The following is a 25795-nucleotide window of genomic DNA, read 5'->3' as shown; positions in this document are numbered from 1 at the left end:
GGGAAGCTAGACAGCCCAATAGAGCTATATCGCCGTGCCTGTCGAGCGGAATATAACGCTTTATAGCGTCAGGCCGATACTGGCGTATATTCCGGCAGAGACCCGCTACCCTCCCCGCTGACCACGGCCATCCGCACCGCCGGGCGCCGGCCGCTGAGGTAGACGGCGAAGACGACGTCGTCCTTGTCGTGGTTCCGGAAGGCGAAGAAGCGCCAGCACAGCTCGCGCCAGGTGTCATACGGTTCGGCCGAGGCCAGCTCGCCCTCGTGGGCCCGCCACGTGCCGCTCGCCCTGAGGCGCGCGAGCGTGACCGACTCGGCGGGGCCGCGGCGCTGCTCGCAGGGGGCGCGGAACCGTACGCGGTCGATCAGCTCCTCGATCTCGGGGGAGAGGAGCGCCAGCACCACGGCCCCCGCAACCGTCAGCCAGGACGGGTGCATCACGGCCAGCCAGCCCGGCACCGGCGCCCACACCGACACCCCGGCCATCCCGGTCAACGCGACCGTCCTGCCGATCGAGCGCAATCCGACCGGCGCCGAGCTCACCTCGCCGAAGCAGCCGCAGCCCGCGTCGGGCCGCCGCCTGCGCAGTTCCAGCAGCACGTACGTGGACAAGGCGAAGAAGGCGACCGTACCCCACCGGAAGATCGGATGCGCGGTGACCAGCAGCCCCGTGGCCAGCACCACCTCGCCACCCGCGCAGATCAGCAGCGCGGGGGCCTGCATGCGGCCCGGCACCAGGACCGCGGGCCCCAGCCTGGACAGCGCGCCTGGCTCACCTCCGGAGCGCACGGTGCTCACCTTGGCCACCATGCCGGCGAGAAGGAGCACGATCAGAAGCGGCAGTTGCGATCCGAGCACGCCCGCGTCACCCCAATCCGATCTGAGCGTTGAAGCACCCTTTGACCAAGTCGCCGCCGAGCTCCACGTAGGAGAACGGCGACAGCTCCACGATCCGCCCGCGCGGCGAGGTGTCGCACTCGACGCAGCGGTCGCAGAAACGCCCGGCCACGCAGCCGCACGCCACCACGGGCACGTTGGCGTTCCGCTGTGAGCAGAGGTTCCTGACCTGGAGCAATGACCCCACCGCGAGGTACGGCAGCCCCGTGCACGACACCCCGGCATCCGGGCAGCCGGTGTCCTGTCGCTCCAGCATCGGGTACGCGGCGCCCCGCTCCTCCTGGTCGAACGTGTCCGACCAGGTGGCGGGGCCGGCGATGCGGGACTGGAGCCCGGCGTACGCGGGCGGCGGGGCGGGCACCGCGCGGGCCGGGTAGGGAGGCTGCGAGGTCGCGGGCAGCAGGGCCAGGCTCGTCCCCTCCTGCCTGATCCCGATCGCGTCGAACAGGTACCCGGGCTCGAACATGGGATGCCGCACCTGCAGCCGCCCCGACGCCCGGTAGGGGATGGTGATCGTCCGGTGGCCGCGGTGGGGCCCGCAGTCGAGCTCGACCGTCAGGTCCCTGCGTCCGCTGATCGACTGGATCGTCCCGGTGATGCGGGTGGTGTCGGCCCAGATCCGCTCGACGACGCGCCCCGCACGCGTCCGCATCGTGACCATGGAGCCCGCGCCGAGATCGGCGGGCGCGACGTCCTGCCCGTGCCAGGCGGTGGCCCAGGGGGCGATCACGAGCCGCTCCTCGGCGCCCGCGGGGGTCTCGATGATGATCAGGTGCGGGCTGACGTCCATGATCTCACCGGCGACGGCGCGTAAAGGCTCTCCGTTGTCGGGATCGGGGCCTGGGATGCCGGACTCGCGGCCGAGCGCGGCCGCGGCGAGCACCCTGCGGCGCTCAACGCTCGGATACCCCATCGGCCCCTCCCTCGTCGGGTACTAGATTCACACGACTTGGGGGTAGCTCACACCGTACCGGCGCAGAGGGGATCAAAATACGCATCCCCGGGGAAGTGAGTTGACACCCGGCGACGAACAAACCGCCACCGACCTTGACCTACCTTTATCGTCGGCGGACCGAAACCTGAATTCCGGTTCAGGCCCAATAGGGCATCAGGCTGCGATTCTGGCCACGATGCAGACCACCGGCTGGGAAGACGAGTTCCGCGAGTACGTGAGGGCGCGCGGTCCCGCCCTGCTGCGCACCGCTCACCAGCTCACCGGGCATCCGCTGGACGCGGAGGATCTGCTGCAGAACGCGCTGACCAAGACGTACCTCGCCTGGAACCGGATCGAGGACCGGGGGGCGCTGGACGGCTATGTGCGGCGGGCCATGGTGAACATCAACATCTCGCAGTGGCGGCGGCGCAAGCTGGAGGAGTACCCGTCGGATGAGTTGCCCGAGATGTGCGCCTCTTCGGAGGAGCCGCACGGGGATGTGCACGAGCAGCTCGAGCAGGCCCTGGACTCGCTGCCGGAGCGGATGAGGGCGGCGATCGTGCTGCGGTACTACGAGGACATGACCGAGCCGGAGATCGCCAGGACGCTGGGGATCAGCGTGGGCACGGTCAAGAGCACGGTGTCACGGGCCATGGCCAAGCTCAGGAACGCGCTGGGACGCCGTACTCCCTGACTCATGGGCACTGAGTCGCGGCTTGCGCCTCCTGTGCGCCTGCTGTGGCGCACGGCCGTACGACATCTCTGATCTTCCGCAGGGTGCCCAGGAACGTCTCCAGCTCTTCCGCGTCCAGCAGCCCGGTGAACCATTCTTCGATGTCGTTCAAATGCTGTGGCAGTACGGACTCCAGCCGCGCCCGCCCGGCCTCGGTGAGCGCGGCGTAGGAGGCTCGCCGATCGCTGGCGCACGCCTGCCTGGTCACCAGCCCCTCCCGCTCCAGCCGGTCGACGACCCTGGTCACCCCGCTCGTCGACAGCTCGGTCTGCGCAGCAAGATCACTCATTCGCAGCCGCTGTCCCGGTGAGCGGGCCAGCCTGATGACGGTCTCGAAATCGATCCCCGACAACCCGGCGAGATCGAGCGCCGGCTGGAGCCTGGCCATCAGTCCGGTGTGCGCCTCCGCCAGCAGTCCAACGGCCGTCAAGCGCGGGTCGTCAAAATCCATCACGTCCATAGCCTAGCGGACAATAGTTGACGTGAGGAATATTCCTCGTGTAGACATTTGTTGCCGCAGACATCCGCACAGCAACTACCCCTCTGAGGAGAACTCCATGACCACGCGCACCTGGGAGTCCCTGGCCATCCCCGCCGCCGGGACCTACAACCTGGACGTGGCCCACACCCGCATCGGTTTCCTGGTCAAGCACATGATGGTCAGCAAGGTCCGCGGTCACTTCGGCACCTTCAGCGGCTCGGTCACGATCGCCGAGAACCCGCTGGAGTCCACCGCCGAGCTCACCATCGACGCCGGCAGCATCGACACGGGCATCGCCGACCGCGACGGCCACCTGCGCGGCGACGACTTCCTGGCCGCCGAGAAGTTCCCGCAGATCACCTTCAGGAACGGCCGCGTGGTCAGCCACTCGGGCGACGAGTTCACCGTCGTCGGCGACCTGACCATCCGTGACGTGACCAAGGAGGTCGAGCTCACGGTCGAGTACGGTGGCGCGGGCACCAACCCGTGGGGCGCCTCGGTGTGGGGCTTCTCGATCACCACGGAGTTCGACCGCGAGGACTTCGGCCTGACCTGGAACCAGGCCCTGGAGACCGGCGGCGTCCTGGTGGGCAAGAAGATCAAGATCGAGATCGAGGGCGAGGCGAACCCGGCCGCGTAGCCTGGCGTTCCCGGCGTTCGATGTACGTTATCCACAGCCCCGAAGCCTGTCCACGCTCTGGGCGGGCTTCATCCACAGGCAGTTACCCACAGGCTGTTGATAACTCTTGGTGAAGGGCGGGGGAGCAATCGCTTTGCCGCCTCGCCAGAAGGCCGGTACGCTGTGCTGAGCCGCGATGGCCTCCAGGAGGATTCGCCTAGTCAGGTCTATGGCGCCGCACTGCTAATGCGGTTTGGGTTTACCGCCCATCCGGGGTTCAAATCCCCGATCCTCCGCAGGCGGAAGGCCCTCTCCCTTGATCGGGGAGAGGGCCTTTTTTAATCTTCGAGGGCGTCATAGTTGCAGGGCTAGTTGCAACGGCTAGGGATTTCCCCAGAGAGCGGAGGCGAGCCGCTCCCCCGCATCGCGCATCAAGGGTGTGGATACGTGGGTGTATCGCTCGGTGGTGGTCACTCTGGTGTGGCCGAGGACTTGCTGAACGACCCGGATGTTCACACCCTGCTCGATGAGAAGTGTTGCGGCGGTGTGCCGGGCGTCGTGGACTCGGACGTCCCGGACGTCGGCCTGCTTGAGGATGGCCTTCCAGACCTTCCAGTCCTCGGTGCGCTCGATGGGCGTGCCGTGCTTGGTCGCGAACACCAGGTCGTGGTCTTCCCATCGGTCTCCCGCCTTCTCCCGCTCGGCGTCTTGTATCTCGCGGTGAGCCTTGAGTTGGGCGAGGAGCTCGGGCGGGCACTGGAGGGTGAGCTTGCTCTTGCCCTTGCGCTGGCGGAAGACCAGGCCGCCGCCGGTGCGCTTGGGGCACTTGTCCGCATGGCCGGTGCAGTCCTTGAGACAGGGCCGTTTGTAGCAGACATGCCCTGATTGGGTGCAACCCGGCTTGCACGTCGGTCGGTGACCGTGGATCTTGCATTTCTTGTGACATGGCCGGCGGTGCCACTTCTCGCCGCATGCGTGCGGGTCGTTGCAGCCATGCCGCCACTCCTGGCGCTGTACCTGGAACCAGGCCCGGATCTCGCCCGTGTCCATGTCGATGTACGACCAGCGGAGCCCGAGGGCCTCGCCCTGACGGATGCCGAGTGCGAGGGCCACTGACCAGCGGGTGCCATTCCTCTTGGTCTTGGCCACGTCGAGGATGCGGCGGGCCTCCTCGCGCGTCAGCGGCTCGATCTCGGTTTCCGCGGCTGTGGGTGCCTCCACGAGGGTGGCCACGTTCCGCGTGACCTTGTCGCGTCGGACGGCCACCTTGAGGGCGCGGGAGATGATGCGGTGCACCTTGAGGACCGTGCTTGTGGACAGCCCCTTGTCCAGCATCGTCGTGTACGCGGTGTCGAGATGCTCAGGGGCGAGCCGGTTCAGCCTGTGTCGGCCGAGGAGTGGGATGATCCAGTGGCGCGTCTTGGAACGGTAGTCCGCCAGCGTGCGCGGAGCCATCTTGCCCGAGGCCACCAGGCGTTCACAGATCACGTCGAGGTATTCGGTCATCCACTCGGCGACCGTGGGCACGCGGCCCGGCTTGGTGACCTGTCCCGTCTCGCGGTTGCCTTCCAGCTCGGCGACCTTGCGGGTTACCTCGGTCTCGGTCTTGGCCATCCGGTGGCGACGATCAGGAGAGCCGTCGGGTTTGATGCCGATCGTGACCCAGCCGTGCCAGTAACCGTCCTTGCCGAGGTAGATGGAGGAGCGTCCATTCGGTTTCTTCGCCATCACGCCGCATCCTCCGTTCGCGCCAGACCTGCCCTAATCTCCAGCGCATGGGCGAACTCGACGAGCGCCCAACGTGGGACGAGCCGGTAGCCGTCTTCTTTGATCGACTTGAGCTCACCGGTCTTGATCAACCGGAACACTGCGGTCCGGCTCATCCCGAGCAGCAGGGCCGCGTCCTTCGGCCGATAGAACAGAGGCTCCATCACGCGGCCTCCTCTCGAATTGCCGAAAGATCTTGGCCGTCTGCTTGGGCCTGGAGCTGGGCCATGTGAGCGCGCCAGCGTTGGCGTTCGTGGACCGCGCGAAGGAGTCGGACGGCGAGGGGCGTGAGGGTGGCGTCACCGGCCGGGATCGGCTTCCAGACGTAGCGGTGTGGGTCGGTCGGTTCGTCGGGTTGACCGAGGGCTTCCAGGACCCAGGTACGGCGGTCTTGCTTGTGTTCGGCCAGGGTCTTGTTGGACCATTTGCGAGAGACCAGGACGCGGCGTCCGGCGTAGCCGAGATGGTCGGGCTTGTGGGCCTTGCCCCGACACTGGCCGGGAGCCATCCCCGGCTTGGCGCCCTTGGGCTGGATGCCGTAACGGAGCCAGTTCGGGCAGGTCGGGGAGCAGGGCTCATAGCGCAGCGCCTCAGCCAGGCGTGCAGCGTGATCGCGCTGGGCCTGGTCGTCCGGGTCGAGGCTGTCACCAAGCGACTTGGTGAGGTAAACGGCAATTCTCTTACCACGACTTAGATGCGTGCTGTGACCAGTGCAAACAGATCTGATCGTAAGCAGATCGGCGCAAAGAGATCATGAGGCGTTCGACGACTAAAGACCGCGACATCTGAGATCCCCGCTGTTTCCGCGCACGGCGGGGATCGCTCTGTCATGTCGGGTCCCGCAGCGCCACCGACGCCCGTGAGATGCCTGCCAGGGGCCTACTGTCGGCAGTGGGTTCGCCTACTGTCGGCAGTAACCCTGCTAGTACCCCAAAAGCGTCTCTGAACAGGCCGGTAGTAGGCAGTAGGCAAACTGCCCCATGCCCCTGAAACCGGCTCAGGAGGGGGTTTGACGCCCACCGGCGCGCTACTGACTGCCACCCCGCCCGAGGGCAACGCCCCAGCCGTCATCCCGCCGCGCTCGATTGATCGCATGGGCGGCCTGTAGGGGCCGCTTCCGGAAGGAGGTGGTTTGTCACCCTCACGCTCGCTTCTACCGCACGCGCCGCCCTGTGCATCGTGGTGGACGTTCCGTAATCGTCTCAACGTCTCAATCGTCTCAATCTCACACGCGTCTGCGCGTCTAGGGGGCGACAGACACGCTGAGATGAGACAAGTGAGACGATTACCGACCGTCACGGAAACGTGCATCGTGCACGCCTCGCGCGCGTCTGCACCTATGCGACGCATGCACGCCCGTGCACGTGCACAAACTTTCGCCACGGACCGTGACCGTCGTCCGCCGCCGGATGGCTGCTATCGCTAGCAGCATCACCTGCTAGCGATAGCAACCCCGCTAGCAGGCAAAAACCGCCTCCGAACAGGCTGATAGCACGATAGCAGCCAAATTCACGAGCACCCCGGAACCCGCTCAAACGCGGGTTTTGACCCCACGCCCGTCCCCTGCTATCACCTCGCTCACTGCCCCCGACCCCTGCCCCGAGAAAAATCACGCTCCGTCACATCCACCTCAGTCGCAGGGGCACTTCCCGGGGTGCTTCCGGAAGTACCCTTGCCTACTTCCGGAAGCACCCCCGCTAGCACCCCAAAACATGCGCTGACCTGGCCGGTAGCAGGTAGCAGTCAAAGCGGCAACCACCCCGGAAACCGGCTCAGGAGGGGGTTTCGATCCCCCGCACGGGTAGCTACTTCCAGCGGAATCGCCATCTGAGCGCCAGCCGTGCCTTGCTTACGCAGCGTGCAGGGCTGTTTAGCCAGCGTCTCCGCTAACGATCATCTTCCAGAGATCAAGAACCTCGGTCCGCTTCAGGCCACGGCCGATCTCCATGATCGTGGGCTTTCCGGCGGTGTTCCGCTTCGTCCGTCTGATCAGGTACGCGCCGCCCTCGATGCACTGCTCGTACTCGACGGACTCCCGGGTGATGAACTCCTTGATCCTTGATCGCGTCCCGTGCGAGTTGTATGGGGCCCACTCAAGGCGGGACCTGCATGGCGCGGTCATGGCTCGACAGGGGTGTGCCGCAGCGGGTTGGGGTACTTGGTCGGCCCGTCGATTCTGCCCAGGTTGCGACACCAGCGGGGGCATTTCTTGATCGCCACGTCGAACGCGACCACTTCGCCCCAACCGCCCTCAGCAAGCGCCTCGATCAACCACGTCCAGGCGAACATGAGATCGGTCGTGAGGATCGATCCGGAGACGTGTTCAGGCTTGGTCGGGTTGACATGCGCCTGCACGAGATACACGTTCGTCGTGTTCTTCGGAACGTTGATCAACATGCCGTTGATCTCGACGGCCACCTTGTCGGTGGGCTGTGCTTGACGGCTGGTCAAGGCGTCCATGCCAGGAAGGTACGGAAGCCGGATTGCGAGGGTCCACGGTGTTGCTTGATGTTTCTCGCGGACCCTTCGCAACATCCCTTTTGGTCAGCTCTGTCCGGCCCACTCCTGTCGGGCCGACGCGAAGAGTGCGCGCGCTTCGTCACCGTAGACGGCCGACTCTGAAAGCGTCTGGAACGCCTTCTCATACAGTGCGACGTCGCCGGGAGCCTTGACCCGGACCTGTCCGGGGACCGTGTCGACGCGCACCTGTTCAGTGTCGTAGATCCAGAAATTCTCTGGCGGCCAGATCACGGTGTCGGGTCGCCAGATGACCACGCCGAGACTGACGTTCGCGCGCCGTGTCTGCTCTGCGAGCTTGTCCATCTGCGCCGCCATGTCGGCCGGAGCGCAGAACGGCGTGTGAAGCGCCTGCTCGCCGATCAGGAACGCGAACCGGCGTGCGCCGGTCGTGATGACTTCCTGTTGCTTCATGCGCGCCTCGACGGCCGTGTTTACGTCGTCCGGGATGCCCCGGAAGCCGACGACCTTCGACAGGTGCCCGCGCGCGTATGCCTCGCTCTGGACGAGTCCGGGGATCGCGCTGTGCTGGAAGACCCGGAAGTGGTTCGTTCGCTCGTACAGCGGGAGGAACGACCGTTGCACCTGGCCAATGCCGGTCTCTTCGAGTCGCCGCCACTCGGTGTAGAAGGCGTTCACGTTCCGGACGCTGGCGATGAGATCTGTCGTCTGAGACTCGGCGCCGCAGATGCGGCACCACTCCCGGACGTCGGTCTCGGTCGGGAGTTGCTTGTTGTTCTCTAGCTTTGAGACCTTGCTGAAGTGCCATCCGACCTGTTGTGCCAGGTCACGGCCGGTTATTCCGGATGCGCTCCGTATCTCACGCAGACGAGCTGCGAGTATTCCTCGCGCTTCGTCTAGGCGTCGCTGAGGGCTGGACATGGTGTGACCTCCGTGTTTGCCGCGTGGTCTCGGTCTCCAGTCACCATAACCGTGATGTTGCGTCTTGTTCCTTGCCTTGAAGAGATGGCTCCATGCCCCTCTCAACGGGCTACACGCCACGGAGACGGGACCGCCGCTACCCGGGAACACAGATCCCTCCAAGCCTTCCCAAGCGCCTTCTAGGGCCACATAGGGCCTTCCTGCGGGCATTGGGCGCGAAACCCATGTCGGCAGACGCGATTGACCATGCCGGAACGGCGGCTCAGCATGGTTCGTTAAAAGGAAAAGTTCGCTCGCGAACGTCCGCGCGGACAATCGCGAGCGCGTTATCACTCGGGAGGAGGAATGCCAAAAGAAGCGATGAAGTGGCCGCACGCCACCCGTTGAAGGGAGGTGATGCCAAGCGAGTAAGCAATCCCGTAAGCGCGGAAAGCGAAAGAAGGTGGTAAACCCCGCTCTGGAGGAGTGGGCGCGACGCCAGTTGGAAAGCGCGCCGGAAAGGTCTAACACATGGGCGCGCAACGTCGCGGCAATCTACGGCCTCGATATCGGCGACGACTAAACCAAAAACAGAGAGACCCCCGACCGGACAACCGGCGGGGGTTCCTCTTTATGCGGAGAATCGCTACTCGTCTTCGTCGTTCCATACGATCGTGAGATCCTTGTCCGGGTCGAATGCCACGCGCCCGCGCCGAGACGCGGGATGGATAATGATGGCCTTGATGCTCTTGGCTATGGCGGCGTGCTTCTGTTCAAGAGTGAAGTCCGGACGGCCCCACTCGTCTGCCAGATCGGGAATCTCCAGGGCCGCCCGCGTCTCCCGCTTGGCTTCATGCTTCCGCTTTTCCGCCTTCAGACGCGATTCGTCTCGCTCTAGATCTTCGATGAGCGCGAAGAAGCGTCCCCCGGTGATCCGCTTGGCCTTATACGCTTCGGTGCATTCTTTGATCTGCTTCATAAGGTCACGTAGCTCGTCTTCCTTGTCCCAAGGCGGAACCTCCTTGGCCTTACGCAGCTTGATCTTCGCCTGCTCCATCTGCACCAGCGCGGTTATCGCCTCATCGAACGGCACAGCCTGGCGGGCAACACCGTTGCACCCGCCCCACCCTTTAGCAGGACACCGGTAAACCACAACCGGCTCACCAGTCTTCTTGCTGTATTCCGCGATGCCTCCATACATGCGCGCGTTGCATTTTCCGCACCGAATGAACGGCGACAGAAGATACTTCATAGTGTGCCCGCGCCCACGATTCTTCCGCGCCACCTTCGGCGGGCGAATCGCAGTGATGAGAGCGTGATGCTGTTCTTCGGTGATGATCGGTTCCCACACACCCTTAACCGGGTTGCCGTCGGCGTCAGCAAGAACCTCGTCGCGATAGATCTTCCAGCCACACAGGCGCGGATTGGTGAAGATCTGGACAATCGTCATTGCCCGCCATTTCGCCTTACCGCTGACAGTCGGGATACCGCGCTCGTTCCACTCGACCGCGATTGTCGCTGGACGGACTCCCGACAGCAGGCGCGGGATTTCCCGGAGAATATGCTTGGCCTCGCGCTTGTTGACCCTGACTCGATCGTTGCGCCATCCGAATGGACGGGTCCCGCCACCCGAATTGCGGCCCTTCATCGCGGCCCGCCGATTCCCCGTCTGCATGCGGCGCGACATGTTTCGCGATTCCTGGTTACGCTGATTGACCTCATGTCGCGCCGATGAAATGCCCTCATCGGTGGTCAGGTCGATGGTGCCCGTCATACTGGTGACGTAGACGCCGTAATGCTCGACCAGATCGATCAGGTCTTCCAGGTCACGGGGATCACGCATGCCCCGATCGATGTTCGGCAGGCACAGCGCGTTGAAGTGCCCCCGCCGCAGCGCGGTCATCATCGCGTCCCAGTCGGGACGCACCACGCGATAGCCGTAGGTGCCGTCCGGCAACAGCACGCGCACGCGCCGGAACGCCGAGACGTTGTTCTCCGGGAACTCCTTGCCGATGGTCCCGCCGACGCCCGCCACGTGGGTCCGCATGTCGGCGAGCTGGTTGGTGACCTGCTCGGCATCGCCCGTCCCGTCGAACGACTCACGGCCATACAGTGCCCATACGAGCTGGTCAGGGTCAATGTCCAGGTGGGTCCGCCCACCTGCTCTAGGGGGAGGAGTCGTCATGCCGCTAAGTATGCGGTAAAAGACTCCTGAAGTACTTGGACAGGTACCGGATGCACTGGTCGGCGTCCGGGGTACCCGCGAGAACGCCTTGCACGTCCATCTGTACGCCGAAGCGGATGACATGCAGAGGTTCGGCCGCCTCGTCGGCGTCGAGCAGGTCGAGGGCTTGGTCCCAGGTGGGCAGCACCTCACCGGTCGCCGGGTCGAGGTAGCCCGTGCCGTCCTCCCAGACGGGCAGGTGGTCACGGTCGAAGACGACTTGGTCAGCCTGCGGCCACCACACTTGGTGGTAGGTGGCGGCGGCTATCTGCTTGATCTCCGCGCGTGGCAGGGTTCCGCGGATGGCCATGTGCAGGTGCGGCGCGAGTCGTTTCTGTGGCTCCACGGCGGCGAAGTACTGCACGTCATATCCGGCGACGCGGCGCAGGTTCTGCACGAAGCGATCGACGAGCTTGGAGAAGTGCAGCGCGTCACGGGCGGCCCGCGCGTAGTCGTAGTTGTCCGGATCCACCGGCGCGCCGTTTTTGACCTTTCCGTAGGACGGGAGTGTGAGGGTGACGAACAGCGACGGCCGATAGATCTTGCCGTCCGAGCTGGTGAAGGTCCGCCCGAGCGTGGAGTTGATCATCTTGCGCTTGGGCAACTCGGGGATGTCCTGCCGTCGCCGGGTTGAGCGGTTGCGCTTGGGGATGGTACGGCCGAGGACGTTGCCGCGCATGCCCGCCGCGTTGATCTCCTCGTCCAGACCGACGATCAGCTCGTCCAGGTCGGCGGTATCTTGGCCCGCCTGGTCGGCCTGGTCACGTTGGGCTTGGACGTCGGCGCGGAACTCCACCAGCCAGCGTTGTTCGTCGTTCGGCTCGTCCGGGGTGATGGCCGGCTCGTGGTCGAGGTGCCAGCCTTCCCGGCATTGGGCCTTGCGCAGGTGCCGGTTGCGCTTGGCGCACGGCGGGCACTTGGCCTCCAGGGTCGCGCCGCACGGGACATCGATGATCTCCCAGGCTCCGGTGTGGGTGTCGAGCCGCTTGAGCGGGACGGGCCGGATGCACACCCCGTACTGCTTGGCGACCTCTTCGGCCACGTCGCGGGCCAGAGGCATGGACAGCCGTTCGGCGCGAGGCAGCGCGCGGTCGTAGGTCACAGGTCCTCGCCGTCGTGGTTGGGGTCGATGCGGGCTCCTTGGCCGCATTCACGGCACTCGACCAGGCCCGCCGCCAGGTCCAGCCAGAGCGTGTTGTCGCTCAGGCACGCCGAGCAGCGCAACCCGTCGAGGAGGTAGGAGAGGTCACGCATGGTCGCTGCCCTCCGTCTCGGCCAGCTCGGCGCACAGCCGGTAGAGGCCCTGGTAGGGGTGTCGGCTGATGTGGGTGTGGAAGACCTCGAACGCCCGCACGTGGGGCAGGTCGCGGACGGTGAGCATGACGAGGACCGAACGGCCTGCCACCAGTTCGATCTCTTCGGCGGTGCCGTGGAAGCAGACCTTCATCAGGCGTCCTCTCCGGAGGCGAAGCCGTTGGCCATGGCGCGGATGTCGGTGTCGGAGACGTAGGCCGCGCGGACGCGGATCGGGTCGGGCGAGGTCTCCAGCCGGACGTAGCCGACGCCCGCGCCAAGCTCGGGGACGGGTGAGATGTGGTCGGCCAGTGCTCCCCGGTCCCGCGCCCCGTCGCCGAGGACCATGTCCACCTGTTCTGACTCGTCCAGCCGGAGGGCGATCTTGTCGGGGAACAGGTTGCGGATGTTCATGACCTCTTTGCGAGGGTCCTGGAGCGCCGCCAGGACGCCCACGCCAACCGCGCGGCCCTGTGTGGTGAGGGTGGCCAGGGCAGCCGAGATCCGGCGTCTCAGCTCTCGGTCGGGCTGGTATGCGGTCAGGAACGCCACTTCGTCGACCACCACCAGGACGAAGGGATCACCCACGGTCGGCGTGTGGGAACGCTGGACACCGGCGAAGCGGGCCGCGCGCTCCTGCATGACGGCCACGGCCTGGTCGAGCAGATCGGCGCAGTCCTCGGGGGTGGCCGCGTACCGGTCGCCGAACAGGGCGCGTCCGTAGGACAGTTCCATCAGCTTGGGATCCAGGGCCCAGATCTCGACCAGGCCCGCCCTGACGGCCGGGAGCAGCCCGCGGATCGTGGACCAGATGATCGAGCCCTTGCCCGCCCCTGTGGCACCTGCCGCGAGAACGTGTGTGCCGTGCACTTTGAGCAGCCACGGCCGCCCGTCCTCCTGCTTACCGATCTCGACCGGCCCCACGGTCGGCGAGTCGGGCACGGGGAGTGCGGGGATGCATTCAGCCAGCGGGTCATGCCGGGGAAAGGTCAGCGTGAGGCGACCGCCCCGTGTCAGCGCCACCCGGCACGAGGCGGAGCCGAACCCTTGGGCTAGGTGGTCGAGGCGGTCAGCCCAGTCCTTGACGGACTGCCCCTTGAGCATGCGGACGGTGACGAGGTCGGCCCACGGGGTGCAGGTGACCTTGCCGAGCCGGGGCAGGTAGTCACGGCCCCACATGTGCCTACCAAGCCCTGAGACGATCATGACGGGTTGCCAGTGGCGGCGGTAGACCCAGATCAGCCGCCACCAGGCCAGGAGCCGCCAGCCGATTAGGTGGACGAAGCTGGTCCAGTTGGTCAGGGCCCAGGCCGCCAGACCTGCCGGGACGGGTGTGGTGAGCAGCAGCGCGGTTTGCCAGCCGTACAGCAGCGTGAGCGCACCGGGGGTGAGCGTCGCGAGCATTGCGACGGGATGACGCCACAGGAGTCGGACGAGGCCGGCGAGGAGACGCCAGGCGAAGATGATCAGGGTCAGGATGGCTGGAGTGCGGATGACGGCCGGGCGGAAGACGACGGCCGTGTCGGGCGTGGTGGTGACGAGGTTGCGTGTCTCGTCGCCAGGCAGCCGCTTGAACATATGCTTGGAACCTCTCGTGAGTGAGATCAGGGAGAACCGAGGGGCCGCCGGAAGTTGCCGCTTCCAGCGGCCCCGCCTTGTCTGTCAGGCCGCCGTGTGGTCGTGTTCGGCGTGGAAGCGCTCGCAGTCGGCCAGATACTGGGCGGCGGCGTTGAAGATCTCGCGGGCGGTGGCCAGGTCGGCATCGGTGACCGGCCCGCCTCCGGTGGTGGAGACGGCGACCTTGGCGTCCGGGCTCGTGATCGACAGGTACGGGCGGCGCTCGTTGATCACGCTGGAGCGGACCCGCAAGTCGCTGGCATAGAAGGTGACGTCCAGATGCGTCGGTTCGCCCGGCTGCATCATGAGCGTGACGTAGGCGTAGGGGCCGAGGTTCACGCCGCCGCCTCCTTGCTGTTGGGAGCCTGCTTGGTGCGCGGCGGGCGCATCCCCGTCGCGCGGATGGAGTAGGCCAGCCGCCCGTTCTGGGCCACGTACGGGGTGACGGTCATCTCGACGAACTCCACGGGAGTGATCGGGAGACCGGGCACGGCGGGCGGCGCGGCGGGTTCGGTCGCGGAAAGGATCTTGACCGCTACCGTCTTCTGGGACGCCTTGACGGTCGGGTCGCCGTCCATGACGGGGACCTGCCAGACCGGCTGTCCGGTCGTCCTGTCCTTGGCGTAGACGGTCCTGCCGTTGGTCGAGGCGTCGAAGTCCTTGACCTGCTCGGCCTGCCCCACGAGGAAGCAGCCATGTGGGAAGACCTGGTCGAAGCTGATCGGGATGGGGCCCTGGATTGCCATGTGGTTCCTCTCGCTAGCGGGGAGAGCGCTCATTCGCTCGTCCACTTGTCCGCATGAGTTGAGAGTACGTCCGCCAACTCGTCCGCACAAGTGGTTATCGCGGAGGGGCGGGGTAAGACTTAGCTAACCTTGAAGACATCCTCAAGCTCGTGCAGGCTGCCAGGCAGCGCCAGACTCATCGCCAGCAGCACGGCCCCCGCCGGGTCATGCACGGTCGCCAGCACGCCGAGCACCGGGTTGGACGAGCCGAGCAACTCGGCTTCCTCCTTGGTCGGCTTTCGCGCGGACAGCCGCTCCGTGATGTGATCGAACCTCAGATGCTTGACCGCCTGGAGATGCCGGCGGATACCGTTCCGCAGCGGCTCCGGCTTGTCCAGGTCGGTGCCTACCGCGATCTCCAGCGGAACCCATACCGTCTCCATCGCCGACAGGACAGCCCCCTGACGGGCAATCCTCTTACGCACGATCACCGGCGTCCGCTCGGCCACGCCGAGAAGGCGAGCCACGTGCCGAGGAGCTGGGACGCGTGCCACCTCCACGAGGCTGTCGACGCTCTCGCCCTGTTCCGCCGTGCTCAGACTCGGTCGGACGCGCTCGGCCTCGCTGTCGGGGCGGCCCTTCACGAACGAGCCGCGCCCATGCTCTCGCTCGATCCACCCCTGCATGGCCAGGGTCTGGAGAGCCCGCACCACCGTGGTCCGACCTACGCCGAGTTCCCGCACCAATTGCGTCTCGGATGGCAGCATGTCACCAGGGGCGTACTCGCCCGACTCGATCCGTTCCTGAATCGCCTGCATTACCTGGGCGTATTTCGGCGGGGCGAAGTCCATGCTCATGTTGGCCGTCCGTTCACTCTTGCGCTCGTCCGCACAAGTACAGTACTGGTTAACGTACGGCCTGTCAGGGCCCTTTCAGGCAGTCTTCTGTGCCCTCTTGAACGCGCGTTCCCACTGCTGAGTGCATTCCTCGCAGGAGACCGAATAGGTCGGGTCGAAGGGCAGATGCCAATCGAAGATCATCACTGGGCGGACCGATGCCCCACACCAGGCCGTCCTGCCATCTCTTCGCACGGCATGCTGCACCAGGACGGAGTTTCGCCGGACGGCTTCTACGCCGCATCCCCAGAAGGCCGCCTCGTCGCTCATGACTCGACCTCGCGGACGAAGTCGACCAGCGGCTCTGTTACCGGATGGGCGGCTCGAAGGTCCGCATAACGCATGGCCACGCGGTGAGCGGCCCGCACCGGGTCAATCGCGGGATGCCAGGCATAGACGACGCGCCGACGCCCAGCATTCCAGCCCGTTCGCCACCAGTAATACCGACCGTCGCACCACACCACCAGACCGACCCAGACCGATACGAGCGCGAGCCCGTATCCGTCGTGAACATCGGCGATGACCCCTTTACCCGCCAGTGCTTGCCGGAGAAGTTCGGCCGAATGGCCCGGATTAATCGTGATCAATGTCGCCGCGTTCATTGGGCCACCCGCTCGAAACGCACCATGCCCGCCGGGTCGAGGGAAGCGCGGAAGATTTCGCGGCAGGAGTGATCGTCGGGGGTCGTGCCGATGTCGTAGACGCTGCGGACGATACGTCCCCGCACGGCAGCGCCCTCGGGCATGCTCCGCATCGCCTTGCGTAGCTCGTCCATGGCGGTGGCCTGGAACGGGCTCGCCCCGCACGGCCCAAGCTCGTCACTCTGGCCGGTGATGATGCGGACTTCCCACTCGAACAGCTCGCCCAGCGCGCTGCCCTGGTCGGGGCCGTCACAGTGGAGGCAGTCTTCCTTGGCGGACGAGGCCATGCCCAACCTCGATGCTGCAACGTGACTCCGCCGAGTGACGATCTTCCATCCTCGGCCGTCGCATTCGGTGCACCTGACTGGAGTTGTCATGCCCGACAGCATGAGGAGCCAGACCGTTTATACATATCCCACGGCGTTATACAACGAAGGCATATAGAGTCTGCGGCACGTCAATGCACCACCTGGGAGCCGATTTCCGGAGGTCCGCATGCGCAAAACCGCTTTCGACCCGATCGACATCCCAGAATGGGTGTGGGATCGTGACGAAAGCCGCGAAATCCTCCGAAACCGCGACATCACCGGCCTATTCCAGATAGCCGCTAAATATGGCGGCCTCAGCCAGGTACGCATCGCAACTGCAACCGAGATCGCACAACCCCGCGTCAACAAGATCTTCAAAGGGACAGCCGGCCCCATCGAGGAACTTGCGGTATTCGAGCGCATCGCCACCGGACTCGGTCTGCCCGACCACGCCAGAATGCTCCTCGGCCTGGCCCCGCTCGACCTCGCCTCACCCACAGGCGATCGCGACGACGAGCACCAGGAGCAGATCAGCGAACTATCCGCCCGCCTGGACGCCGCCTCAGCCATCGACTCCACGACGGTCATGATCCTCACGACGGACACGAACAACCTCCGCCTCCGAGACCGCCGAGTCGGCGGGCCCGCCATCGCCGACAAGATGCGCGCCCATATAGCCGAGATCGAACGCGCCCACCGCCACGCCGTACGCCCCCGCATCCGCGCCCAGCTCGCCCACCTGCTCGCCGAGACCGCCTCACTGGCCGGATGGCAGGCCATCAACACCGTCGCCCTCAACGACGCCTGGAACCACTACGAGCACGCCAAAGCAGCCGCCCGAGAGGCCGAGGACCCCGCCGTCCTCGCCTACGTCTCCGGCGAACAGGCGTACGTCCTCATGGACCTCGGACGCCCCGCCGAAGCCGCCGAACTCCTCCAGTACATCCACGCCACCCACCGCGACCACGTCCCCGCCCGCCTCCGCACCTGGCTCGCAGCAGCCGAAGCAGAAGCCGCCGCCGTCCTCGGCGACGAAGGCGCCTGCCGTCGCGCACTCGACCAGGCAGCCGCCGTCCTCCCAGAAGGCGACGGCGACCCCGAGATGCCCTACCTATCCATCAACGTCCACCACTTCGCCCGCTGGAGAGGCAGTTGCCTCCTGCGCTTCGGCGACCCCGGCACCGTCGAGGACCTCCGCTCCGCACTGGCCGGGATGGACGGCACCTACAACCGCGCCGAATCCGGCGTCCGATGCGACCTCGGACACGCCCTCCTCGCGGCCGGCGAACCCGAAGCCGCTCAGCCGCACATCCAACGCGCGCAGCAGCTCGCCACCATGACCGGTTCCCGCCGCCAGCGACGTCGCATCGACGAACTGTCTCGGGCTGTCAACCGCGCCCTTGGCCGTTGAGCCGACCCTGAGCCTGGAGAAGACCGACCAACGTCCCAGACGTCCAGATATCCCCGCGGGCGATCATTCCGGGGATCTCCGACATCGGAACCCACTCGATCCGGTCGGCCTCCACCTCACCCTCAGGCTTGCCCACCAGCTCGGCCCCGCGCACCAGGAACAGGATGTGCTCGGAGTCCACCATGCCTGCCATCGGCTGATAGCTCACCAGGTGCTCAACCTGCTTGGGCCGGTACCCGGTCTCCTCCTCCACCTCCCGCACAGCGGTCGTCATCGGGTCCTCACCCGCCTCAACCAGGCCGCCGGGCAGTTCCCACCCCCACCGGTCGAACACGAACCGATGCCGCCACATCAGCAAAACCCGGTCCTGCTCATCGACGACGACCGCGATGGCAGCCCGATCCAGATGCACCACATGATGCTCGAACCGCTCACCACCAGGGATCTCCACATCGGCCATCCCCAGCCGAATCCACCGGTTGTCGTAGATCAGCCGTTCCCCATGCACAACCCAGCGCGTCAGCTCAGCGTCATCAGCCACACCGCGAAGCTACCGGCCCACAACCCCGACGTACACGTACTTCCAAGCGACAGCCTCGGAACGTTGCCGAATAGCGCTCATAAGGATCAAGGCGGCGGCGCGGCGCGCCGCCGCACCCCGGCCCTCCGCCCGCCCGCCGTCCGGGCGTGCGGCCTGGGGGCCGGTCCCGGACGGCGGCGGGACACCGGGCCGGCCGCCGCACGCCGACCTCGCCGTACTTGCCGAACGCTCCGATCGGGGTTGCCGCGCCGCCGCACAGATGCAGCCCTACGATCGCCACTGCATGGCTGGACGCCGTACGTGCTTGGGGGCGATCGAAGATCCAGGGTTCGTTCCTCACCCTGGCTCACTGGAGAACGTGGTTGATCACCGTGATCGCGGCGAAGACCAGGGCGTTTGAGTCGGATCTAACAGCCCTTGAGAGTGCGCTGGCCAGCGACTACGGTCTGCGGATGGTCACTTTGCAGGACATCCTCGCCGCTGCGGCTAGCGGACATATGCCCCAGCCCGGGGCCGGCCCCACGATCGTCCCGCAGCCGTCTCCGCGTGACGCGGGAGTGATCGCCTTCACCGCTCACAATGTGATCTACGCCGACGTCAACGAGGACTGGATCAGATCCCAGCTTCCCGACGGAGACCTATCTGCGCCGCTCAACCCGCCCTTCCTCAGGGAACTAGAGGAACGCATGGGGCGCAGGGTCAACAACGTCGACATGCTCGCTCTGGCTGCCCCTTGCGTCGGTCCTCCGCCGATCGAACTGGTCGAGGTAACGGATGCGGCTCATCCTCGTGTCCGGCGTGCCCACCGTTATCGTGACGATGTACGCGTCTGGACCTGTCCAGGAGGTTTGCTGGTCATCGGACGAGGCGTTGCCGGTCGATGGGAGGTTGCGATCGAGGTCGACTCGGCCAGTCGAGGAGGCGGCCTGGGTCGAACCCTCGCCCGCGCCGCCAGGCATCTCACCACGCGCCCCCTCTGGGCTCAAATCGCCCCAGGCAACGCGGCGAGCGTCCGAACATTCCTCGCCGCCGGCTACGTTCCGATCGGGGCAGAGGCGCTTCTCGTCCCACCCTCCCGGTGCGGAAGGCACACTCCGTGATCCGGAACATGTCCGGAACGATCATGTGTAGAGGATGCCCGAATGGAGGACGATCGTAAGGTCAACGCGTGGGCGCTCCGAAAACACCGGCCCCCTGTAAAACCGTCCGCGGTTGATGCCTCCCCCTATCGCCCGTCTGTGGCCAGTTGCCGTAGGTGGTCGGGGGCGATCGAAGGTCTATGGCTTCGTCCCGTAGCCCGACCTGCTGGACACCATGCATGCGGGCCGCGCAAGGAGGCACGTCGAGGCGTGATCGCGCGGGCCATTAGCGGGCCATTAAGGGAGGTCAACAAGGGGCACTCACGGTCACTCGCGGGATGCCTCTCGGCCAGGTGGCTGCCGTTTCGCCTGAAGATCAGACCGATTTGCAAGCAGGAAGTCACTGGCCTGTGCCCTGCTGTGCGTCGCCTTGGACGTCTGGGGTGCCTGTGTATCGGTAGTGGTAGGTTATCGGCGCTTTTCCGCCGGTCCGGATCCCCTTGTCGCGGAAGTTGGCCACGAACAGATTGAAGTCAGGAAGGTCTTCGATCTCTTCGCGGGCAAGATACTCGGCGGCCATGCCGCGTATGGCTTCGTCGGGGGCCGGTTGGATGCCCACGTCGGCGCAGTACTCCTCGTAGTGCCGACGTGACATTCCGTGTGGGAAGCGGCGAGCCAACTCCTCGCTGAGCTGCCTCCGCTCCTCACGGAGTTCGCGGGTGATGCCGTTGTGGCGCGCCTGGGCGAGGCGCCAGGAGATCGTTTCAACGAAGTTGAGATCAGGGGGACCGCTTGGGCCCCGGCGCATCTCCGGGCTGAAGCACCCCTCGTCGGTCATCGGCGACAGTTCTAGCTCGGCGCAGGCTCGTTCGTATTCCTCGCGGTTCAGGGTGATGATGAACCTCGCGCCTGCGGCAACCCGTGCCCGCTCCATGGTGGCGTCGACCTCTTGCCAGAACGGGTCCTCAGGGTTGTATGGGCCCAACGGTGGTGGCGGCTCTACGAGCGGCATAAGCATCACGGTAGACGAGGTTCGCCGACCACGTCGGGAGTACGCCGTGGTCGCCGCCTGCGTCTTCTGCGAGTCGTGATCGTTCATAGTTGCAGTTCTAGTTGCAATCCCGCGCCGTCCAATGTCGTTCCAAGCGGACCACGCGCGCTCGTCGGCCCAGGTTGAACTGATCGGGACGGGCAAGATCCGAGCTGCTAATGCGGTTTGGGTTTACCGCCCATCCGGGGTTCAAATCCCCGATCCTCCGCAGGCGGAAGGCCCTCTCTCAGATCTTGGGAGAGGGCCTTTTTGATCTCTGTGGGTATCAGGGTTGCAGTTGCCCATCAGGGCGTGCCCCAGAGGGCCTCGTCCGCGGTTGCTGGCCCTTCATCTGGAGCGTGGCCACGTGGATGGTGCGCGGCGCGCCGCCGCGCCCCGGCCTTCCGCCCGCCCGCCGACCGAGCGCGTCGGCCAGGGTTGCCACGCCGCCGCACGAATGCAGCCTTTCGATCGCCACGGCGGGGCCGGCCGCCCATGGGCGAAGGTTCTGCCAGATGGCGCCGTTCATACGCCATCCCATGCCTTCCGCCGTACCAGGACCAGTGAGAGGTATCTGTAGTCGTCGTCCATTTGCCGGTCGGAAGCTGACCGTTGGGGAACCGTGAATGGCCAGTCGGTGGTACGGCTCAACGTGCCGACGTGGCATGTCGTGAGGAAAGCTCCAGACGTTGCCGATCGGGTGCCCGCCGCGCCGCAGCACGGTGCCCAGAAGGCCAGTGAGGTCATCGTCCACGTGGGCGAGAAGCTCGTCACGAACCCATCCATGGGGGCTGCGGGTGGTGCCGCAGAGCGGTCAGGCCTCGGCCGGGCTGCTTGGGGTGTCGTGTTCAGCTGATTGCCTGGTAGGCGGTGGTCCAGAAGTCGCGGTGCAGGCGCGGGGTGTGGGCCGAGTCCATCGCGCTCTGGGTCAGCAGGATGCCTGTGAGGTCTTCGGCCGGGTCGGCGTAGGCGGTGGTGCCCAGCCCGCCGTCCCAGCCGAACTGTCCCGGCGAGGCGAGGTCGCGGCGGTGGGTACGGACCGCCATGCCGAAGCCGAATCCGCCGTGCCGGCCGAAGTGGTCGCCGAATGCGTCCTTGTCGATCTTCTGCCCCGGTGTCAGGTGGTCCGTCGTCATGAGTTCGACCGAGGGCCGGGACAGGATCCGCTCGCTGCCCAGGGTTCCCTTGTTGAGCAGCATCCGGTAGAAGGCGTGGTAGTCGTCCACGGTCGAGGTCAGCCCGTCGCCGCCTGCCTGGAACAGCGGTGGCCTGCTGTACTTCCCGTCGGTGGCTTCGTCCCATACCACCAGTTCGCCGGTCTCGGGGTGGTGTGCGTAGCTGGTCGGCAGGCGGTGGATCTGGTCGGCGGGTACGTGGAAGCCGGTGTCCTTCATGCCGAGCGGGGTGAACAGCCGCTCGCGCAGGAACTCCTCCAGCGGCTGTCCGGTCACCCTGCCGACGAGCACGCTGAGCACGTCGGAGCCGACGTGGTACTGCCACAGCTCGCCCGGCTGATGCATCAGCGGCAGCGTCCCGAGCCGCCGGATCCACTCCTGCGGCCCGAAGCCCGGTGAGGTGGTGTCCAGGCCGAGCTCGCGGATGGCGGTCTGGATCGGGTACGTGTCCGGTGCCGCCAGCACGACGCCGAACCCGAAGGTGAAGGTCAGCAGGTCGCGTACGGTGATCGGGCGGGCTGCGGGCACCGTCTCGTCCAGCGGGGCGTCGATCCGGGCGAGCACCCGGCGGTTGGCCAGCTCGGGCAGCCACTCGTCGACCGGGTCGTCCAGCCGCAGCCGGCACTCCTCGACGAGGATCATCACCGCCGTGGCCGTGACCGGCTTGGTCAGCGACGCCATCCGGAAGATCGTGTCCCGCCGCATCGGCTCGGCGCCGCCCGCGTGCATCGTGCCCATCGCCTCGACGTGCGTGTCATCACCCCGGCTGACCAGCGCGACCAGGCCGGGGACCGCGCCGGACTCGACATGGCCGCTCAGCACGTCGCGCATCCGGCGCAGGCCCGCCTCGGACAGTCCGGCGCGCTGGTGCTCTTCCAACCGCCCCTGAGTCTCCCAACCGCCTTTGCTGTCCCAGGTGCCCTTCATGTCCCAGCTGGTGACCTTCGACATAGTTTTCACGTTCCTTCGCGTTTGTCGTTCTCGCTATGCGCACAGCGTGTCTTTGTCGGAACGCTGTGCGCGAATGGGTGTTGTCCGGGGGCTCTACTGCTGGTCTTCGCGGAGCTGTGTTGCGTCCCGATAGGCCCTGGCCACGGCCGCGATCGCGGCGGCCGCATGGAGCTGTGTGGCTTCCCGCTTGGCAACCCGGTGGCCGCCGAGCTGGCCTGACACCTCAGCCCTTGATCACGCGTTCCTGGAGGAACCGCTGGACGTGGGGGCGCATGATCTGCGATCCCCAGGTGCCCCACTGGCCGGTGAAGTTGTGCTCGGCCCAGGGGATGGTCGCGGCGGTGGCGGGAACGCCCACGGCGTCGAGCCGGGCGGCCAGGTCGGCGGCCTGGGTTGCAGGGATCATGTGGTCGCGGTCGCCCTGGACGAGCAGGGTCGGCGGGAGGCCGGGCCGGACGTGCGCGGCCGGGGAGGAGGCCTCGTAGCGGTCGTGGTGGGTGTCGATGTTGCCGCCGAGGTAGTCGCTCGCGACGGTGGCCGCCATGCCGGGCAGGCCGTTCTCGTCGAGCAGGCGGGGCAGGTCGGTCGGCGCATACCAGCCCATGACGGACCTCACCGGCACTTCGGGTACCTGGCAGGAGGGCGGGAATCGAGCGTCGTCGACTGTGTAGGCGGCGATCATGGAGAGTTGGCCGCCGGCGGAGTCTCCGGCGATCGAGACGTTGGATGGCGCGATGCCGTACTTGCCGGCCTTGGCGCGGATCCAGCCGAGCGCGCACTTGACGTCTCCCACCGCGTCCTGCCAGCGCGGCGGCGGGGCCAGCCGGTAGTCGATGGAGAAGACGGCGATGCCCTGGTCGGCCATCCAGCGCAGCCAGGGTGCGCTGTCGGCGCGGGTGCCGGAGTTCCATGAGCCGCCGTGGACGTAGAGCAGCGCGGGCTTGCTCGCGGCGAGCGCGCGCGGCCGGTACAAGTCGATCTTGAGGTCCTGGCCGTCGACGGTGGTGTACGTCTCGGTCGAGGTGGGGGTCGCCGCAGCCGGTGAGGCAAAGTAGTCCGACCAGGAGACCTCCGCGGTACGGGCGGCCGCCGCCCAGGGCACGACGACCATGAGCGCTGCCAGCAGCCCGGCCAGCACGCCGGCGCCGAACAGGGCACGGCGGCCGGACCGCCACGCCATCACCGCCGTCACGGCGGCGCCGAGCACACAGACCAGCAGGAACCCGGTCAGCCAGGGCACGAACAGCGCGGTCATGCCCAGCACGTCCTGCACCGGAGCGATGGGCAGGCGTGGCGCGAAGAACGCCACCCCTAAGACGACGACCAGCACGCACATGGCCCAGGCCGACACGCGGCCGGCCCGCCGCCACAGGGGCTTCTTCCTGGGCTCGCCCGCGTCACGCGGGAGGGCGGTCGTAGGGCTGGCGGTCACTGTCATGTTTCCTCCTCAAGGTGCGTACACTGTACTCATGGCGGAACAGTGTACTCACAAGGACGTCAAGAACCCGAGAGAACGCGGGATGCCCGCTCAGGCGCCCGCGGGCGGCACCCATTCCACGAGCTGGACCACGATGCCGTTGGGATCGGTGAGCTGGAACAGCCGCTCCGCCCACGGCTCCTCGCGCAGCGGCACGCTGATGGGAGCCCCCTCCCGCACGAGCCGCTCGTACTCGGCGGCGACGTCGGTGACGGTGAGGGTCACCACGACGCCGGTCGCGGGCCGCTCTCCTGCACCCCGCAGTCGCAGCACGACGTCACTGGTGGCGTCAGGGCGGACGAGACAGGCGTAGGCCTCGCCCACCACCGACTCGTGAAATCCCAGGTAGCCGGTGAAGAAGTTGCTGGACGCCGCTACGTCGTCGACGTTCAGCGTCACCGCGGAAGCGATGATGTTCACGGCATCAGCGTGCCGGGATTCCGCCCGGGCGGACAACGCCGGATCCAGTACCGTGCCTTAACCTCTCACTAAACAACGAACGGGGCCGCGTGGAACTGCGTGACATCGAGATCTTCCTGACCCTCGCCGAAGAGCTGCACTTCGGCCGCACGGCGGAACGGCTGCACGTGACGCCGGCCCGCGTGAGCCAGGCGATCAAGAAGCAGGAACGCCGCATCGGCGCCGCCCTGTTCGAACGCGACAACCGCCGCGTCGCGCTGACCCCCATCGGGCAGCAGCTCTTCGAGGATCTCCTGCCGATGTACCGCGGGCTGCGCGACGGCATCGAACGCGCTGCCCTGACCGCCCGCGGGACAACGAACACGCTGGTCCTGGGCATGGTCAACGAAAATCCCCAGGACCTGCGCCCGCTGTTCGACGCCTTCAAGAGCCGCCACCCCGGATGTGACCTCCAGCTCCGCTACGCCGGTTTAGCCGATCCCTTCAGGCTGCTGCGCTCCGGGGACGTCGACCTGCTGATCGCCTGGTTACCGGTCAAGGAGCCCGACCTCACCGTGGGCCCCGTCGTCTGCACCGAACCTGTCGTGCTCGTGGTCGGCCCCGGACACCGACTGGCCGGCCGGGAATCGGTGTCGTACGAAGACCTCGGGGACGAGATCGTCTTCGGCGGAGCCAAGCCGGACTACTGGCGCAACTGGCTCGTCCCCACCCACACCCCCAGCGGGCGCCTCATCCGGGTCGGACCCATTGTCGCCAGTTCCGCCGAAATGATCCCCCTCGTCGCGAACGGTGAGGCCGTCTCACCGTGTTTCGCACACTCCATCCGCTACTACGCCCGGCCCGACCACATCTACGTGCCCATCTGCGACGCTCCTCTGGCCCACTGGGCGCTCATCTGGCGCACCGCCACCGAGACCAGCCTGATCCGGGACTTCGCCGAGGCCGCCCGCGACCTCGGCATCATCGCCCTTTGAGCCCGAACGCGCATCCGGACCTTACAGGCGGCAGCATTACGGTGGCTCACTTGTCAGCCGCATACGGAAGGGCCGTTTGATTTTGTTGATCTGGACGGGATCTGGCGCAAAGTCCGTGAAGCGGTGACGGTGCGTAATGATCGTTAGGTTGTGAGGAGCACTCGTTTGCGGAGGAGGAGAAAGCCGGCACGGCCGAACATCTGGCGCTTGAGCATCTTGATG

At 66.3% G+C, this 25795-nt stretch carries 28 protein-coding genes, 1 tRNA gene and 1 pseudogene; 6 read left to right on the top strand and 24 right to left on the bottom strand.

Annotated features, from left to right (window positions below):
• Positions 1-68 precede the first annotated feature (68 nt).
• Positions 69-860: a MauE/DoxX family redox-associated membrane protein gene (locus tag ABN273_RS27735; protein ID WP_349451960.1), complete on the bottom strand. Its 792-nt coding sequence runs from the start codon at positions 858-860 to the stop codon at positions 69-71.
• Between the two features lie 7 nt (positions 861-867).
• Positions 868-1812 (bottom strand): hypothetical protein, encoded by a 945-nt coding sequence (locus ABN273_RS27730; protein ID WP_349451959.1) that lies wholly within the window; start codon positions 1810-1812, stop codon positions 868-870.
• Positions 1813-2029: 217 nt separating this feature from the next.
• Between ABN273_RS27730 and ABN273_RS27725 the strand changes: the two genes are divergently transcribed.
• On the top strand, positions 2030-2527 hold the full coding sequence (locus ABN273_RS27725) for a SigE family RNA polymerase sigma factor (protein ID WP_349451958.1): 498 nt from the start codon (positions 2030-2032) through the stop codon (positions 2525-2527).
• A 1-nt stretch (position 2528) separates the two neighbouring features.
• Here ABN273_RS27725 and ABN273_RS27720 read toward each other — a convergent pair whose 3' ends face one another.
• Complete coding sequence (locus ABN273_RS27720; protein ID WP_349452164.1) at positions 2529-3017, bottom strand: MarR family winged helix-turn-helix transcriptional regulator; 489 nt, start codon at positions 3015-3017, stop codon at positions 2529-2531.
• Positions 3018-3123: 106 nt separating this feature from the next.
• Here ABN273_RS27720 and ABN273_RS27715 point away from each other — a divergent pair, with 106 nt between their 5' ends.
• Both ABN273_RS27715 and ABN273_RS27710 read left to right on the top strand, forming a co-directional pair.
• Entirely contained in the window at positions 3124-3687 is a 564-nt protein-coding gene (locus tag ABN273_RS27715; protein WP_349451957.1) for a YceI family protein, read from the top strand.
• Between the two features lie 185 nt (positions 3688-3872).
• Positions 3873-3962, top strand: a tRNA-Ser gene (locus tag ABN273_RS27710).
• Positions 3963-4047: 85 nt separating this feature from the next.
• On the opposite strand, the gene ABN273_RS27705 is transcribed toward ABN273_RS27710, so the two are convergent.
• The 16 genes and pseudogenes from ABN273_RS27705 to ABN273_RS27630 all read right to left on the bottom strand — a co-directional run bounded on the left by ABN273_RS27705 (position 4048) and on the right by ABN273_RS27630 (position 16494).
• Complete coding sequence (locus ABN273_RS27705) at positions 4048-5394, bottom strand: tyrosine-type recombinase/integrase (RefSeq protein ID WP_349451956.1); 1347 nt, start codon at positions 5392-5394, stop codon at positions 4048-4050.
• Positions 5394-5597, bottom strand: coding sequence for a helix-turn-helix domain-containing protein (locus tag ABN273_RS27700; RefSeq protein ID WP_349452163.1), 204 nt, complete (start codon positions 5595-5597; stop codon positions 5394-5396). The genes ABN273_RS27705 and ABN273_RS27700 overlap by 1 nt, the downstream gene beginning before the upstream one ends.
• Positions 5597-6109 carry a replication initiator gene (locus ABN273_RS27695; RefSeq protein ID WP_349452162.1) on the bottom strand — a complete coding sequence of 171 codons (513 nt, stop codon included), beginning with the start codon at positions 6107-6109 and terminating at the stop codon, positions 5597-5599. Before ABN273_RS27695 ends, ABN273_RS27700 begins: the two co-directional genes overlap by 1 nt.
• 1442 nt (positions 6110-7551) lie before the next feature.
• Positions 7552-7893, bottom strand: coding sequence for a hypothetical protein (locus tag ABN273_RS27690; protein ID WP_349451955.1), 342 nt, complete (start codon positions 7891-7893; stop codon positions 7552-7554).
• 84 nt (positions 7894-7977) lie between these two features.
• Positions 7978-8832 (bottom strand): helix-turn-helix domain-containing protein, encoded by an 855-nt coding sequence (locus ABN273_RS27685; protein WP_349451954.1) that lies wholly within the window; start codon positions 8830-8832, stop codon positions 7978-7980.
• 625 nt (positions 8833-9457) lie between these two features.
• Complete coding sequence (locus ABN273_RS27680; RefSeq protein ID WP_349451953.1) at positions 9458-10996, bottom strand: recombinase family protein; 1539 nt, start codon at positions 10994-10996, stop codon at positions 9458-9460.
• Between the two features lie 31 nt (positions 10997-11027).
• Positions 11028-12095: pseudogene (locus ABN273_RS27675) on the bottom strand (replication initiator); the annotation flags it as partial.
• Between the two features lie 38 nt (positions 12096-12133).
• Positions 12134-12289, bottom strand: a complete 156-nt coding sequence (locus ABN273_RS27670) for a hypothetical protein (RefSeq protein WP_349451952.1) — start codon at positions 12287-12289, stop codon at positions 12134-12136.
• The gene (locus tag ABN273_RS27665; protein WP_349451951.1) at positions 12282-12482 is read right to left on the bottom strand and encodes a hypothetical protein; all 201 of its coding nucleotides are present in this window, start codon (positions 12480-12482) and stop codon (positions 12282-12284) included. The genes ABN273_RS27670 and ABN273_RS27665 overlap by 8 nt, the downstream gene beginning before the upstream one ends.
• Positions 12482-13906 (bottom strand): FtsK/SpoIIIE domain-containing protein, encoded by a 1425-nt coding sequence (locus ABN273_RS27660; RefSeq protein ID WP_349451950.1) that lies wholly within the window; start codon positions 13904-13906, stop codon positions 12482-12484. Before ABN273_RS27660 ends, ABN273_RS27665 begins: the two co-directional genes overlap by 1 nt.
• An 84-nt stretch (positions 13907-13990) precedes the next feature.
• Positions 13991-14284, bottom strand: a complete 294-nt coding sequence (locus tag ABN273_RS27655; protein ID WP_349451949.1) for a hypothetical protein — start codon at positions 14282-14284, stop codon at positions 13991-13993.
• Positions 14281-14691, bottom strand: coding sequence for a plasmid replication, integration and excision activator (locus ABN273_RS27650; RefSeq protein ID WP_349451948.1), 411 nt, complete (start codon positions 14689-14691; stop codon positions 14281-14283). The genes ABN273_RS27655 and ABN273_RS27650 overlap by 4 nt, the downstream gene beginning before the upstream one ends.
• A 119-nt stretch (positions 14692-14810) precedes the next feature.
• A complete protein-coding gene (locus ABN273_RS27645; RefSeq protein WP_349451947.1) occupies positions 14811-15527 on the bottom strand; it encodes a GntR family transcriptional regulator in 717 nt (238 codons plus the stop codon).
• A gap of 75 nt (positions 15528-15602) precedes the next feature.
• Positions 15603-15836, bottom strand: coding sequence for a hypothetical protein (locus tag ABN273_RS27640; RefSeq protein ID WP_349451946.1), 234 nt, complete (start codon positions 15834-15836; stop codon positions 15603-15605).
• Positions 15833-16168: a hypothetical protein gene (locus ABN273_RS27635; RefSeq protein WP_349451945.1), complete on the bottom strand. Its 336-nt coding sequence runs from the start codon at positions 16166-16168 to the stop codon at positions 15833-15835. Before ABN273_RS27635 ends, ABN273_RS27640 begins: the two co-directional genes overlap by 4 nt.
• The gene (locus ABN273_RS27630; RefSeq protein ID WP_349451944.1) at positions 16165-16494 is read right to left on the bottom strand and encodes a hypothetical protein; all 330 of its coding nucleotides are present in this window, start codon (positions 16492-16494) and stop codon (positions 16165-16167) included. The genes ABN273_RS27635 and ABN273_RS27630 overlap by 4 nt, the downstream gene beginning before the upstream one ends.
• 208 nt (positions 16495-16702) lie before the next feature.
• Between ABN273_RS27630 and ABN273_RS27625 the strand changes: the two genes are divergently transcribed.
• Positions 16703-17926, top strand: coding sequence for an NsdA family TPR-like regulatory protein (locus ABN273_RS27625; protein WP_349451943.1), 1224 nt, complete (start codon positions 16703-16705; stop codon positions 17924-17926).
• Here the strand turns inward: ABN273_RS27625 and ABN273_RS27620 are convergent.
• Positions 17904-18434, bottom strand: a complete 531-nt coding sequence (locus ABN273_RS27620; protein ID WP_502911145.1) for an NUDIX hydrolase — start codon at positions 18432-18434, stop codon at positions 17904-17906. The genes ABN273_RS27625 and ABN273_RS27620 overlap by 23 nt on opposite strands.
• Before the next feature lie 404 nt (positions 18435-18838).
• Here ABN273_RS27620 and ABN273_RS27615 point away from each other — a divergent pair, with 404 nt between their 5' ends.
• Positions 18839-19567, top strand: coding sequence for a GNAT family N-acetyltransferase (locus tag ABN273_RS27615; RefSeq protein WP_349452161.1), 729 nt, complete (start codon positions 18839-18841; stop codon positions 19565-19567).
• A 379-nt stretch (positions 19568-19946) separates the two neighbouring features.
• Here ABN273_RS27615 and ABN273_RS27610 read toward each other — a convergent pair whose 3' ends face one another.
• The 4 genes from ABN273_RS27610 to ABN273_RS27595 all read right to left on the bottom strand — a co-directional run bounded on the left by ABN273_RS27610 (position 19947) and on the right by ABN273_RS27595 (position 24599).
• Positions 19947-20558, bottom strand: a complete 612-nt coding sequence (locus tag ABN273_RS27610; RefSeq protein ID WP_349451941.1) for a hypothetical protein — start codon at positions 20556-20558, stop codon at positions 19947-19949.
• Positions 20559-21424: 866 nt separating this feature from the next.
• On the bottom strand, positions 21425-22702 hold the full coding sequence (locus ABN273_RS27605; protein WP_349451940.1) for a serine hydrolase domain-containing protein: 1278 nt from the start codon (positions 22700-22702) through the stop codon (positions 21425-21427).
• Positions 22703-22925: 223 nt separating this feature from the next.
• Positions 22926-24140 carry an alpha/beta hydrolase fold domain-containing protein gene (locus tag ABN273_RS27600; RefSeq protein ID WP_349451939.1) on the bottom strand — a complete coding sequence of 405 codons (1215 nt, stop codon included), beginning with the start codon at positions 24138-24140 and terminating at the stop codon, positions 22926-22928.
• A gap of 90 nt (positions 24141-24230) precedes the next feature.
• Entirely contained in the window at positions 24231-24599 is a 369-nt protein-coding gene (locus ABN273_RS27595; protein ID WP_349451938.1) for a VOC family protein, read from the bottom strand.
• Between the two features lie 89 nt (positions 24600-24688).
• On the opposite strand from ABN273_RS27595, the gene ABN273_RS27590 reads away from it, so the two are divergent.
• The gene (locus tag ABN273_RS27590) at positions 24689-25573 is read left to right on the top strand and encodes a LysR family transcriptional regulator (protein ID WP_349451937.1); all 885 of its coding nucleotides are present in this window, start codon (positions 24689-24691) and stop codon (positions 25571-25573) included.
• Positions 25574-25795: the final 222 nt, after the last annotated feature.

The organism is Nonomuraea sp. B19D2 (assembly GCF_040137845.1).
Taxonomy (GTDB): domain Bacteria; phylum Actinomycetota; class Actinomycetes; order Streptosporangiales; family Streptosporangiaceae; genus Nonomuraea.
The sequence above is the reverse complement of the archived record's forward strand: the minus strand, read 5'-3'. Positions and strand labels throughout refer to the sequence as shown.

What these genes read in the sequence shown, in the direction of transcription:
- ABN273_RS27730 (WP_349451959.1), bottom strand. Translation starts at nt 1,812, where the DNA reads ATGGGGTATCCGAGCGTTGAGCGCCGCAGGGTGCTCGCCGCGGCCGCG.
- ABN273_RS27725 (WP_349451958.1), top strand. Translation starts at nt 2,030, where the DNA reads ATGCAGACCACCGGCTGGGAAGACGAGTTCCGCGAGTACGTGAGGGCG.
- ABN273_RS27720 (WP_349452164.1), bottom strand. Translation starts at nt 3,017, where the DNA reads ATGGATTTTGACGACCCGCGCTTGACGGCCGTTGGACTGCTGGCGGAG.
- ABN273_RS27715 (WP_349451957.1), top strand. Translation starts at nt 3,124, where the DNA reads ATGACCACGCGCACCTGGGAGTCCCTGGCCATCCCCGCCGCCGGGACC.
- ABN273_RS27705 (WP_349451956.1), bottom strand. Translation starts at nt 5,394, where the DNA reads ATGGCGAAGAAACCGAATGGACGCTCCTCCATCTACCTCGGCAAGGAC.
- ABN273_RS27700 (WP_349452163.1), bottom strand. Translation starts at nt 5,597, where the DNA reads ATGGAGCCTCTGTTCTATCGGCCGAAGGACGCGGCCCTGCTGCTCGGG.
- ABN273_RS27690 (WP_349451955.1), bottom strand. Translation starts at nt 7,893, where the DNA reads ATGGACGCCTTGACCAGCCGTCAAGCACAGCCCACCGACAAGGTGGCC.
- ABN273_RS27685 (WP_349451954.1), bottom strand. Translation starts at nt 8,832, where the DNA reads ATGTCCAGCCCTCAGCGACGCCTAGACGAAGCGCGAGGAATACTCGCA.
- ABN273_RS27680 (WP_349451953.1), bottom strand. Translation starts at nt 10,996, where the DNA reads ATGACGACTCCTCCCCCTAGAGCAGGTGGGCGGACCCACCTGGACATT.
- ABN273_RS27670 (WP_349451952.1), bottom strand. Translation starts at nt 12,289, where the DNA reads ATGCGTGACCTCTCCTACCTCCTCGACGGGTTGCGCTGCTCGGCGTGC.
- ABN273_RS27665 (WP_349451951.1), bottom strand. Translation starts at nt 12,482, where the DNA reads ATGAAGGTCTGCTTCCACGGCACCGCCGAAGAGATCGAACTGGTGGCA.
- ABN273_RS27660 (WP_349451950.1), bottom strand. Translation starts at nt 13,906, where the DNA reads ATGTTCAAGCGGCTGCCTGGCGACGAGACACGCAACCTCGTCACCACC.
- ABN273_RS27650 (WP_349451948.1), bottom strand. Translation starts at nt 14,691, where the DNA reads ATGGCAATCCAGGGCCCCATCCCGATCAGCTTCGACCAGGTCTTCCCA.
- ABN273_RS27645 (WP_349451947.1), bottom strand. Translation starts at nt 15,527, where the DNA reads ATGAGCATGGACTTCGCCCCGCCGAAATACGCCCAGGTAATGCAGGCG.
- ABN273_RS27640 (WP_349451946.1), bottom strand. Translation starts at nt 15,836, where the DNA reads ATGAGCGACGAGGCGGCCTTCTGGGGATGCGGCGTAGAAGCCGTCCGG.
- ABN273_RS27635 (WP_349451945.1), bottom strand. Translation starts at nt 16,168, where the DNA reads ATGAACGCGGCGACATTGATCACGATTAATCCGGGCCATTCGGCCGAA.
- ABN273_RS27630 (WP_349451944.1), bottom strand. Translation starts at nt 16,494, where the DNA reads ATGGCCTCGTCCGCCAAGGAAGACTGCCTCCACTGTGACGGCCCCGAC.
- ABN273_RS27625 (WP_349451943.1), top strand. Translation starts at nt 16,703, where the DNA reads ATGCGCAAAACCGCTTTCGACCCGATCGACATCCCAGAATGGGTGTGG.
- ABN273_RS27610 (WP_349451941.1), bottom strand. Translation starts at nt 20,558, where the DNA reads ATGCCGCTCGTAGAGCCGCCACCACCGTTGGGCCCATACAACCCTGAG.
- ABN273_RS27605 (WP_349451940.1), bottom strand. Translation starts at nt 22,702, where the DNA reads ATGTCGAAGGTCACCAGCTGGGACATGAAGGGCACCTGGGACAGCAAA.
- ABN273_RS27600 (WP_349451939.1), bottom strand. Translation starts at nt 24,140, where the DNA reads ATGACAGTGACCGCCAGCCCTACGACCGCCCTCCCGCGTGACGCGGGC.